Source organism: Ancylomarina longa, assembly GCF_003996985.1.
Taxonomy (GTDB): domain Bacteria; phylum Bacteroidota; class Bacteroidia; order Bacteroidales; family Marinifilaceae; genus Ancylomarina_A; species Ancylomarina_A longa.
Genome location: NZ_RJJX01000014.1, coordinates 80,073 through 91,738, shown reverse-complemented (window position 1 = coordinate 91,738; position 11,666 = coordinate 80,073). Strand labels below are relative to the sequence as shown.

The 11,666-nt window shown below is 36.8% G+C and carries 12 protein-coding genes; 7 read left to right on the top strand and 5 right to left on the bottom strand.

Features of this window, described 5'->3' with window-relative positions; all coding sequences use genetic code 11:
* A partial coding sequence (locus tag DLK05_RS11040; protein ID WP_148114106.1) for a transposase family protein occupies positions 1-291 on the bottom strand: 291 nt, incomplete at its 3' end.
* A gap of 189 nt (positions 292-480) precedes the next feature.
* Between DLK05_RS11040 and DLK05_RS11035 the strand changes: the two genes are divergently transcribed.
* The 4 genes from DLK05_RS11035 to DLK05_RS11020 all read left to right on the top strand — a co-directional run bounded on the left by DLK05_RS11035 (position 481) and on the right by DLK05_RS11020 (position 4,609).
* Positions 481-1,674 (top strand): hypothetical protein, encoded by a 1,194-nt coding sequence (locus DLK05_RS11035; protein WP_235831990.1) that lies wholly within the window; start codon positions 481-483, stop codon positions 1,672-1,674.
* Positions 1,675-1,744: 70 nt separating this feature from the next.
* Entirely contained in the window at positions 1,745-2,905 is a 1,161-nt protein-coding gene (locus tag DLK05_RS11030) for a quaternary amine ABC transporter ATP-binding protein (RefSeq protein WP_235831989.1), read from the top strand.
* Complete coding sequence (locus tag DLK05_RS11025; RefSeq protein ID WP_127344064.1) at positions 2,902-3,711, top strand: ABC transporter permease; 810 nt, start codon at positions 2,902-2,904, stop codon at positions 3,709-3,711. Before DLK05_RS11030 ends, DLK05_RS11025 begins: the two co-directional genes overlap by 4 nt.
* A gap of 52 nt (positions 3,712-3,763) precedes the next feature.
* Positions 3,764-4,609 carry a glycine betaine ABC transporter substrate-binding protein gene (locus DLK05_RS11020; protein WP_127344063.1) on the top strand — a complete coding sequence of 282 codons (846 nt, stop codon included), beginning with the start codon at positions 3,764-3,766 and terminating at the stop codon, positions 4,607-4,609.
* A gap of 140 nt (positions 4,610-4,749) precedes the next feature.
* Here DLK05_RS11020 and DLK05_RS17535 read toward each other — a convergent pair whose 3' ends face one another.
* The gene (locus DLK05_RS17535; protein WP_209319840.1) at positions 4,750-4,899 is read right to left on the bottom strand and encodes a hypothetical protein; all 150 of its coding nucleotides are present in this window, start codon (positions 4,897-4,899) and stop codon (positions 4,750-4,752) included.
* Positions 4,900-4,999: 100 nt separating this feature from the next.
* Between DLK05_RS17535 and DLK05_RS11015 the strand changes: the two genes are divergently transcribed.
* Both DLK05_RS11015 and DLK05_RS11010 read left to right on the top strand, forming a co-directional pair.
* The gene (locus DLK05_RS11015) at positions 5,000-5,449 is read left to right on the top strand and encodes a hypothetical protein (RefSeq protein WP_127344062.1); all 450 of its coding nucleotides are present in this window, start codon (positions 5,000-5,002) and stop codon (positions 5,447-5,449) included.
* Between the two features lie 266 nt (positions 5,450-5,715).
* On the top strand, positions 5,716-7,518 hold the full coding sequence (locus DLK05_RS11010; protein WP_127344061.1) for a BamA/TamA family outer membrane protein: 1,803 nt from the start codon (positions 5,716-5,718) through the stop codon (positions 7,516-7,518).
* A gap of 134 nt (positions 7,519-7,652) precedes the next feature.
* Here DLK05_RS11010 and DLK05_RS17530 read toward each other — a convergent pair whose 3' ends face one another.
* Both DLK05_RS17530 and DLK05_RS11005 read right to left on the bottom strand, forming a co-directional pair.
* Positions 7,653-7,790: a hypothetical protein gene (locus DLK05_RS17530; RefSeq protein ID WP_209319839.1), complete on the bottom strand. Its 138-nt coding sequence runs from the start codon at positions 7,788-7,790 to the stop codon at positions 7,653-7,655.
* Between the two features lie 75 nt (positions 7,791-7,865).
* On the bottom strand, positions 7,866-9,308 hold the full coding sequence (locus tag DLK05_RS11005; protein WP_209319838.1) for a site-specific DNA-methyltransferase: 1,443 nt from the start codon (positions 9,306-9,308) through the stop codon (positions 7,866-7,868).
* Positions 9,309-9,517: 209 nt separating this feature from the next.
* On the opposite strand from DLK05_RS11005, the gene DLK05_RS11000 reads away from it, so the two are divergent.
* A complete protein-coding gene (locus DLK05_RS11000; RefSeq protein ID WP_127344059.1) occupies positions 9,518-10,831 on the top strand; it encodes a DEAD/DEAH box helicase in 1,314 nt (437 codons plus the stop codon).
* A 68-nt stretch (positions 10,832-10,899) separates the two neighbouring features.
* Here the strand turns inward: DLK05_RS11000 and DLK05_RS10995 are convergent, their stop codons facing one another.
* Positions 10,900-11,310 carry a BT0820 family HAD-type phosphatase gene (locus DLK05_RS10995; protein ID WP_127344058.1) on the bottom strand — a complete coding sequence of 137 codons (411 nt, stop codon included), beginning with the start codon at positions 11,308-11,310 and terminating at the stop codon, positions 10,900-10,902.
* Positions 11,311-11,666: the final 356 nt, after the last annotated feature.

Below are 11,666 nucleotides of genomic sequence, written 5' to 3'. Positions count from 1 at the left end.
CTCAAATTTTAAGGGATCCAATACAGCAAAAACTCTTGCTAATGTATCAGCTGAAGGAATGCCATTTTCAAATTTACGATATTGACGCAACCAATCTATTTGACTCTTGCCAAATAAGTTAATACTCTCCCAATTGTCAGAGCCACTTACAACTGCTGATATAGTTAGGAATAATATATCTAATAAATTATGAAGCAAATTACCTTTTGTTATTCTACGAGGATCTTTTAAGCTTGAAAAAAAAATAATGAAAAGATTATCATAAGATTCTGAAGCGGGAGTTAGAGCCATTTTTTTTATTGTAGAGCTGATGCTCTACAGGATTACTGACTTGCAATACAAAAATATAGAAAAAAATTTAAATGCGTTTGCCCTGTAGAAATACACCAATTTGGACGTTTAGTGTATTTTATCTTATTTTGTCGCACAAAAACAATAAGAACTTCCTGCCGCAATTTAATCTAATATCAAACACATTTTATGCAAAAAAAAATGATAACTAAACCTACGGTGAAGATTATGACTATCTTCCTGAGTTTACTTCTAACAATGAATTCAGCTAGCGGAGAAAAAAAACAAGACCAATTCAAGATAGGAGGTGCTGTACGTTTTAACCTATACGCCAAAAGCTGGGTAGATGATAAAACTCAACCTGAAATGACATGGGACACATGGCGCCTTAACGTTGATGGCTCCAAAGGTGGCATTGATTTCAGTTTTGAATATCGTTTCTATCCAACCTTTGATACACATTTCATCCACCATGGATATTTAGGGTATGCGTTCAATAAAGATTTATATATGAAACTTGGGGTAACACAAGTTCCATTTGGCATTACAAAATTTGCATCCCATTCCTGGTGGTTTCAAGGACAGTATTATTTTGGACTAGAGGATGATTATGATATGGGGATCAAGTTTGATTACAGTGGGATTAAAAAACTGGATTTGAGTTTCGCGTATTTTCGTCAAGCTGAACCTGAAGGACCAAGTGCTGGAGGAGTCACCTATGGCAATGCCGGACCTGGCCGATATTCCTACGATATCACTCCGGGCTTTGGAAGGATTGGAACTCAGCAAGTTGACGCTAACATAAGAGAGCTAAATCAATTCAATATTCGCGCCGCATATCACTTAAATAAATCTATAGAATTAGGCTTCTCAGCACAATTAGGTGGGATCTACAATAAAACACTCGATGAAACGGAGTTAAGTACCGCATTTTGTACTCATATTGTTGCCAATTGGGGGCAGGGATGGAATCTTAAAGGCTCCTTAATCAAGCACAACTACAGAGCTAAAGCTGATGATGGTAGAAATCTTGATATTATTCAGATGGGAGCCTACGGATCAGCCTATGATGTCATCACCAAAGCAAATACCTACGCTATTGGAATTGCCAAAAGTTTTAAAACTGACTTTGGCCCAATTAAAGGAATACAATTCTATGTGGATTACACCTATGTAGACAAAATAAAATCTCAATATGCAGATATGCAACATTTAATACCAGGCGTTTTAATTTCTGCAGGACCTGTTTATACGTATATTGATTACGCCATGGGGAAAAATCAACCCTGGCTAAATTCAACATTCGGCAAAGGTTTAGGGACAGGCACCCCTGATGCTGAATGGAATAAGAGATTCAATATTAATATAGGATACTATTTTTAGCATGAAAAATAAGATAATCATAGAAAACCTTTCGCTCATTTTTGGTAAGAATAAATCAAAAGCATCAAAAATGATAAAAGAAGATAAAAGCAAAGATGAAATCTTAAGTATAACAGGATGTAATGTTGCCGTAAGAAACGCCAACCTGACTATCCGAGAAGGGGAAATTTATGTTATAATGGGACTTTCCGGAAGTGGGAAGTCAACATTACTAAGATGCATTAATCGCCTAATTACTCCTACAGAAGGTAAGATTTTTGTTGATCATGAAGAGATTACCAAAATGAATAACAAAGAGCTTTTGAATATTAGAAGAAAAGAGTTCGCAATGGTTTTTCAGCACTTTGGGCTTTTACCACACCGGTCGATTATTAGTAATGTTGCTTTTGGATTGGAATTACAAGGAATAAGCAAAGAAGAGAGAGAAAAAAAGGCTCTTGAAATAATCGAGTTGGTAGACCTAAAAGGATATGAAAATCAAAAAGTAAGCGAACTATCAGGTGGAATGCAACAAAGAGTTGGGCTAGCCCGAGGATTAGCAAACAATCCGGAGGTATTACTAATGGATGAGGCTTTTTCAGCACTTGATCCATTAATCCGTGCACAAATGCAGGATGAACTACTCCTTCTTCAAGAAAAGATGAAGAAAACAATTGTTTTCATTACTCACGATTTAGAAGAAGCCATTAAGTTAGGCGATAAAATTGCAATCATGAAGGATGGCGAAATAGTTCAGATTGGAACTCCTGAAGAAATCATCACCAATCCAGCCAATGATTACGTAGAAGCATTTGTGGAAAATGTTGACAGAAGCAAAATCACAACTGCAAGTTCCATCATGTTCCCTAAGCCCAAAGTGGCACGACTAACAAAGGATGGACCTTCGATTACTTTAAAAATTATGAGAGATTCCGGTACAAATATCCTACCTGTAGTTAGAACAAACAGAACATTTCTTGGTTTTATCCATTTAAAGGATGTAATAGACCTAAAAAACAATGGAATAAACAGCATAGAATCTGCAATAAAAGAATCAGTTATGTGCGTATCGCCAGATTCTGTTATTCAGGACATGTTACCCTTGTTAAGCAAAACGAACCACATCATTCCTGTTGTAAACGAATCAAATCATTTGGTTGGGGTTGTAAGCCCTACTTCGCTGATAGCTGAAACTACAGGAAAAAACAAAGGAGAAATCAATAATATTATTCAAAAGGCTATAGACTTATGATTTTAGGAGAGTATATCGAAGAAGCCATCAATTGGCTAACAGAGAATTTTTCCGGAGTTTTCGATGCAATAAACAGCTTTATGTCAGGCCTGATCGGTGGCATCGAAATGTTTTGGATGAAGACACCCTTTTATATTGTAATTGCTTTATTTACGGGGATTGCATATTGGAAAGCGGGAAAATCAAATGCTATAATTACACTACTAGGACTTAGCTATATTTATGCAGCTGGCTTTTGGGATGAAACCATGCAAACATTATCATTGGTATTAGCATCAGCGATAATAGCCTTAGCTATTGGAATCCCATTAGGAATATGGAGTGCAAAAAACCATACTGTCAACAAAATTAGTCGTCCCATCTTAGACTTCATGCAAACCATGCCGGCATTTGTTTATCTTATTCCAGCAGTTTTATTTTTTGGGCTTGGTACAGTCCCAGGTGCATTTGCCACAATCATATTTGCAATGCCACCCGTTGTTCGCTTAACTACACTTGGCATACTTCAGGTTCCAAAAGACATTGTTGAGGCTACTACGGCTTTTGGTGCAACACCGAAACAGCTCTTATTTAAAGTACAAATTCCTTTAGCTATGCCTACCATTTTAGCCGGAGTCAACCAAACCATCATGATGGCTCTTTCTATGGTTGTTATTGCCAGCATGATTGGTGCAAAAGGATTAGGGGAAATTGTACTTCAAGGAATTAGCCAGCTTCGGATCGGTTTAGGGTTTGAAAGTGGACTAGCCGTTGTCTTATTGGCAATCATCCTTGATAGAATCACTCAAAACATTGGCAAAAAATAGATACTCACAGAAGATATTTCTCTATATTTAATTTCAATTAAAAATTTCGATTATGAAAAAATGGTATTTTATTATATTAGTTCCGATACTTTTTAGTGCTTGCAAGCCAAAGAGTAAAACAGGAGGAGAAAAAGAAATAAACATAGCCATGGTTAATTGGGTTGAATGCATTGCCAACACCCATTTAGCAAAGGTAGTTCTTGAAGATAGAGGCTACAAGGTCAACCTAATCAATGCTGACGTAGCCCCTGTTTTTGCAGCCGTAGCCAAGGGAGATGCTGATGTATTTATGGAGGTATGGGAACCAATCACTCACAAACCCTACATGGATAGATTTGGTGATAAAATTGAAAAATTGGGAACCATTTACAATGATGGACGTTTAGGCATTGTTGTTCCTCAATATGTTCAAATAGATTCTATTAAAGAACTACAGAATCAAAAAGATAAATTTAATGGGGAAATCATAGGAATTAATCCGGGTGCTGGAATTATGAAGATCACTAAAAAGGTGATTGAAGATTATGGATTGGACTTGGAACTAGTAACCTCAAGCGAAGCAGGTATGCTTGCTGCATTAAAAAAAGCATATGACAAAAAAGAATGGATTGCAGTTACTGGCTGGAAACCACATACTATGTTTACTCGCTATGATTTAAAGATGCTTGTTGATGACAAACAGACAATGGGTACAAGTGAAACAATATCTGTTATTGCGACTAAAGGATGGTCCAAACAAAATGCTGAATTAGCCAAGTTCTTTTCAAACTTCAAAATGGACGATATTATGCTCGGATCATTAATGCTTAAGATTGAAAAAAACCCAGGCAAAGAAGATGAAGCAGCTAAAGAATGGTATGCCGAACACAAAGCAAAAATAGATGCATGGTTTAATTAGATGAACCAATATCTGAAGAAATTACAGCACCTAAATCAACAAGATAATTAGGTGCTGTTCTTTTTTCTAAGAACAACTACCTACACAACAAAATGTTGAAAACACATACTATTTGGATTTAAGAGATATTAAAAATAAATCTAAAGATCCTTCTCCAAACCACCAGTATTTTCTCCTTCTTTAATATTTTCTTCGGCCGTAATTAGTGGGGAGGCATCTAAATCTTCAATTTCGAGCATTCTCACTAGTTTCTCTAAAGTATCACTAATCACCTCCAAATGATGAAGCACCCATAACGACCTAATTTAAAAATAAATCACCGCAGCAAATTCTTTTCCCGGCAATCTTGAATACCGCCTTCGAATTTGTTAACTATGCAAAAAATTAGTCATGGAAAAATTTGAGTTGCCTCTTTCGGAATATACTATTGGCAAAAGATTATGGCAAGAGCTATCCTTCTTGCTTTTATTGCTAGCGATCTTCCTGTTTTTTGTAGGATTGAATGTCGTTTATTTCACAGCTACTATTATCATGTATGTACTGCTGTTGTCTTTAAAGCGAAATAGAATTATTGTTCAAGTTGACTTTAATTCTGAAGAACGAGAAGTATATCTGCACTATTTCTATTTAATTTTTTTTAAAAGAAGAGAAATAATTCCCTACCAAAACCTCAACTATAAAATGAGTTTAAAACGCTTTGGATTTGGTGCAGCGACTCCTACTCTGGAATTATTCAAAGAAAAAATCCTGGTGGGGGAAATCCGAAAAGAAGGTAAATGGAAATGGCAAGAGGAGACCATAGAGCAAATTAACCAAAAACTAAAAACCATCTGCGAATAAGGAAAAGCAGATTTCAGTAAGCTGAAATTTGAGGAACGATTCTTGTTTGGTTTGTTCAGGCAAACCCATTTTCCTTATCTTTATCGCATATATTTGCACCGCTCTTAAACTTATATCACATTCAACAATTAGCTACATATAGCCTGTTTCTATTGATCTTCTTCGGGAACTTGTTCGAAGCACATGCAATAGGCATCTTGAGGCAAGATAGCTTGTCTTCATCTCCCAACTATAGGGATTTAGCTGATAGCACCATTATTAGTTCCATGGACACCATCATTTTTTTATTGGATACCGTCTATGAAAAAAGAGCAGTTTATCCGACAGAGAAAAAGAATTTCTATCAATCGCTTCAACGAGGAGCTTATAAGAATAAATTCACGAAAGAGCTCTACAAAATGTTTTTCGTGTCTCCGGATAAATTAAATCCTACGGATACGATTAAAACCGAGCGTAGTGAAACAGCCTTTGTTATTTATCAGGGAAAAACAATCCGCAAAATAGACATTCGAGTATTAGAGCCATTTGGTCCCAGCCTAACCGACACTAGTAGAATGGCAAATAGTTGGTTGGAAAAAACAGCCAACAAATTACATCACACAAGTAAGAGAGGTCATTTAAGAAAACTTTTGAGAATAAGCGCAGGAGATAAATTAGATGCTTACAATCTGGCAGATAATGAAAGAATCATCCGTCAGCTTACCTATGTGCGAGATGCCTATTTTAGAGTGATTCCGGTTCCTGGTTCCAGAAAATATGTAGATCTTCAGTTATGGGTAAAAGATCAATTTTCATGGGGCGCAAACATAGCTGTAGGCTCCCGCGGATCCTCAGAATTTGAACTCTATAGCAGAAATCTTTACGGAATTGGACATGAATTTAGTAATACTGTATCCTATCATTCCTCGGAAAAGCAAAAGTTCGGTTATGCTGGCAAATACAAGATTAATAACATCCGACGATCCTATATTAATGCGACACTTAATTATGCTAATACTTATGAGCAGGCTGTTGTTGGTATAGATCTCGAACGTGAATTTGAAACCTATAATACGAAATATGCTGGTGGTTTTAGTTTATCGAGAACCATGCGGTCTAAAGAAATATTGGACAATGATCCCATTTTAAACGAAATCCCCCTTGATTTTAACTACGGAAATATATGGTTCGGACGATCGTTTCCTATGAAATCGGGAAATTTATTTGCTCGCAGAAGATTTTATTTAGCGGGAAGAATTGGAAGCAGGAAATTTTTTGATCGCCCACCCGTTGCCATCGATTTAAATCAATTCTTTCATAACCACACCATGTATCTTCTTGGTTTGAGTTTAAGTCAAATTCAATACTATAAGAGTAACCTGATTTATAATTTTGGACGTACGGAAGATATCCCTTATGGTTTTATGACCCAAATAAATATTGGATATGAAAAACGTGAATTTACACATCGCAGATATTTAGGACTTGATTTTCAGAAAGCCAGTTATATGCGTAAAAGCAGATCCTATATCTTTAACCGCCTGGCGATTGGAGGATTTTTTAATTCCCACCGATTCGAACAGGGAACTTTAATCGCACAAACTAAGTTTTTTAGTAGAATCAGACAGATTGGTTCTCTTCGCTTTCGTAATTTTGGAGATCTTAAATACACTCTTGGTATTCGGAGATTTCCGGAAGAATTTATTGGCTTAAATAATGGAAATGGAATTCGAGGATTCTCTAGCAAGGAAGTGAAAGGAACCCAAAAGCTAAACCTAAAATTAGAATCGGTTGCATTCACACCTTACACGCTAGCAGGATTTCGTTTTGCATTCTTTAGCTTTACTGATTTAGGAATTATCGGCAGCAATAAAAGAAACATCCTAAAAGGAAACTATTATTATGGATTAGGTTTAGGAGTGCGCCTCAATAATGAAAATTTGGTGTTTAAAACCATACAATTTCGTTTTGCATTCTACCCTAGAGTTCCCTCGGATTTTAGTACTACCGGCTATCGCCTATCTGGAGAAGAGCGTCCTAAATTCAACGATTTTAAAGTTTCTCAACCGGATGTAATTCCTTTTGAATAATGTGACAACTCGATATTTTAACTCCTTACATTTGCCTAATTAAAATAATAAAACTGCTATTGTGGATTTACCAAATACAAATTGGAGCAGTAAATTTTCTTTCGGATAAAGATATATATAGAAAAGAATGAACCTTATCCAAGTTGACCAACTTCCGCCCATAAGGTTGATTCCTCTCCACATTTCGCAATTCCTCTCCGTATTTTGGCAGGTCTTCGCCAATTTTGACGATTGCCCGCCCGATTAGGCGATTGCTCTCCCAATTTTATCATGACTCATTCCTATTAGGAGACTTTCCGCCAGATTCCGCGAATGTTAACCGCATAAAATCAACAGCTATTCCTCCATCACTCATTCTCCGCCAAGGAATAAAATCGAAAGCCCGTATCTAAGTTTGGATATAATATTCCTGCTCTTTTGATTCGGTCCATAGCAATATCAGAAATAGTTTTGAATCCCATTATAGCGGCATCCGAGCCGGATTTGCAAGCTTCTGTGTTCTGGATACAAATAAAATTACGAGTAGATTTTTCCCTCTCGTTCAACTCAAAAACCGCATGAGCCATTGATGCAGAACCCGCAAAACAATCCAGAATAACATCCTTGTCATCACTTAATTGTTCCAATATTTTTATCAGCAAATCGGTAGGCTTAGGATATTTAAAAGGCAGCCCTTCCGGATATAATTCTTTTAACTCACGAGTCCCCTTTGCCGTAGGAATATTCGCCAGGACAGAAGCAATAGGTTTAAAATTACTTTTGAGTTCACTTTTGTATTTCTTCAACAAAAAACGCTTCCCTTTTTCGTTTGGGAACACCATTTTCCCTGTGTTCGTCCACTCCTCTACTCTATTTTTCGAAAAAGCCCAATATCTGCCATTGGGGGGCAAATATTCTTCACTAGTATGTGGATTAATGATTGGAAATCGGGAGTTATTATTTCCGCTCGATGCAGTAGGATTATCAGGCATCCAATCTCCTTGGGTATCCTGATCGGGATTCGAATATGGGCTGAAATCTTTCTCCTCTCCCCGAAATTGCACCTTTGCTGCATCTTTGGCAAAAAGCAAAATATATTCGTGTGTACTGGCGAAACGGTTTTTGCAATCATTGGCAATACCACGATTCACCCAAATAAAACATCCCAGATAATTTTCCTCTCCAAAAATCTCGCTCCCCAGTAATTGCAAATTCCCCCTTTCCATCTCGTCAATAGAGATGCACAACACTCCATCCTGTGTTAACAGTTCCCGGCCAACAAGCAATCTGGGGTAGATCATGTTTAGCCAGTTGGTGTGTATTTCGCCACTTTCAATCTGATTCTTCAAATTCGAATCTACTCTGCCAATATCTGTGTTATTCAAATATTCCAGATAAGGCTTAGAACGAATTTGAAACTTATCGCTGTAGCCAAAATCGCGTCCTGTATTATAGGGAGGATCCATATATATCAGCTTAATCTTTTCCTGATAATCCACTCGCAAAGCTTGCATGGCATCTAAATTATCGGCTTCGATAAATAGATTTTTGCTGTGTTCGGGATGGATAGATTTTTTGGCATCGAACACCCGTTTTCGCTTGTCGGCATGCTTTGCATTTGCCAAGGCATTCTCCTTGCCAAACCAATGCAAGGCATAATTTTTCTCCTCCATTTGATACTCTGATCCCAAAAATCTCTTTAAGGAGGTAATATTTAATTTGTCCTTCTCGAAAAGGTCAGGAAGCAGCGCTTTTAAAGCGGTTAACTTCTTCTGACGAAGATAAGTGCTTAGAAGTTTATTTTTTGGCATCATAGAATTAAGGCAAGGGGTCTGTTTTCTATCACAAACCTACTATATTTCAATCTGGTTTGAAAATGTAATTCCTCTTTCCCAATGCCATAGGCAGATAAGGTAGAAATAAACTAGTGTTTATAAGAATGTAGAGACGCACGAATCGTGCGTCTTTACTTATTAACCATTTACCGTTTTTCACATCTTTGTTTTATTACCTTTGCGCCATGCAATCAAAAAATGTAGATATATTAAAGAAAATAGGTATTCAGGAACTGAATGAAATGCAAATAAGCTGTGCGAATCAGTGGAAAGAGAAGAATGATTTATTGCTGCTCTCCCCAACTGGATCGGGTAAAACACTGGCATTTTTACTACCTATAGTTTCCCAATTAAATCCAAATATTAAAGAAGTTCAAACGCTTATACTTTCTCCGGCAAGAGAACTGTCGCTGCAGATAGAGAGTGTTTTTAAATCGATGGGGACGGATTTTAAAGTAAACTGTTGCTACGGCGGACATGCCATGCAAATTGAAAAGAACAATCTAAAGGATACACCAGCGGTATTGATTGGAACTCCTGGCAGGATTGCAGATCATATCCGAAGAGAAAATTTTGATTGCAGAAATATCAATACCTTGGTTTTAGACGAGTTTGATAAGTCATTGGAACTGGGTTTTCAGAACGAGATGAAGGAAGTTGTAGAGGCTTTGCCCAATGGGGTTCGAAAGGTGCTCACCTCAGCTACCCAGAGAATAAAAATTCCGGAATTCACGAATCTGTACCAGCTGAAAGAAATCAATTTTATTCCAAAGCATAGTACACTTGCCCTATCGCAAAAAAAGGTGATTGCAAATGATAAAGATAAATTAAGCGCCTTATTTAATCTGATTTGTTTCTTAGGAGATCAAGCGAGCCTGGTTTTCTGTAATCATCGCGAAGCTGTGGAAAGAATTGCTGATCATTTATATGATGAAGATATTTGCTGCGATATTTTTCATGGCGGACTGGAACAAGCCGACAGGGAAAGAGCTTTAATCAAATTTAGAAATGGAAGTCACCAAATACTAATTACTACTGATTTAGCTTCGCGCGGACTGGATATTCCTGAAATTAAAAATGTAATTCACTATCAGCTACCAAGAGTAGAGGAAGCCTTTGTTCACCGAAATGGCCGAACTGCACGCATGAAAGCAGAGGGTACTTCCTATGTTATTCTTGCTCAAGAGGAAAAAGTTCCGGAATTTATTTCGAAGGATTTGGAAATCCAGAATTTACCTGCAGAAGCTATTATTCCTCCCCTACCTAAATGGGAAACACTATATGTAGATCTTGGTAAAAAAGACAAGATAAACAAAGTAGATTTGGTGGGATTCTTCTTTAAAATGGGGAAACTTAAAAAAGATGAATTGGGTAAGATTGATGTGCTTGATCATTCCTCCTATGTTGCCGTACAAAGGGGCTTGGGAAAGAAATTAATCGGTAAACTGAGAGCGGAGCGAATAAAGAAAAAAGCGGTTCGGATTATGCAAGCGTACTAAAACATCATAGCACAAGCAAGTCGATACAAGTATCAATGATAATCCTGATATAAGACTAAAAGCAAGTGCTAATCACTAAATAACTGATCGAAGAAACGGGAAATTGCATTTTTGGATTTGGGTTGGCTTCTTAAATCTAATTCCTGTGTGGAAATCATATTATAGATTTCGCCCCAATCCATCAAGCCGCCAACATTTCTATCATCGATGTATAAGTCTGCATATATTTTGCGACTGATAGTATCGTCGAATTCCTCTTCGGGATAATTGCGATTTACCGCATAAAATTCTAAGCCTCTGATACGACAGTATTCTATTGCTTCCTGCAATAACTCCCCCGTACGGTAAGTCCATAAAATCAACTGATGCCCTTCTTTCTGTAAGGCAATCAGGCTTTCAATTGCAAATGGAATCTCACCCCCAATATGGGGATATTTATGCTTAACAATCGTACCATCAAAATCTACAGCAATAATCATAAAAAGAAGGATTTATAAAGAATACCTATCAAAATTATGCATTTATACCAGATTTACTAATATGTGAGCCATAAAGTTATTTCATTTGAACTTCTTTATCCTTAGAAAAGATGCAACATAGCCTGCTATACTTTACCTTTTCATTTCGAATAAGTCTAAAATATTCCACCTTTATTATAACCCACGGACCAATAAAATTGATATTATTTGTTTCTTCTGCTATAAACCGGTGACAAAAAAGAAAATAGTCGTTCTTTTGAAGCAAATTCAAAAAAACGACTATTCATCTGGTTTTGATCCTGAACAAGATTTAAGTGTAGCTTTTATTTCAGGAATCTATTGTTGTGGTTGTCCAA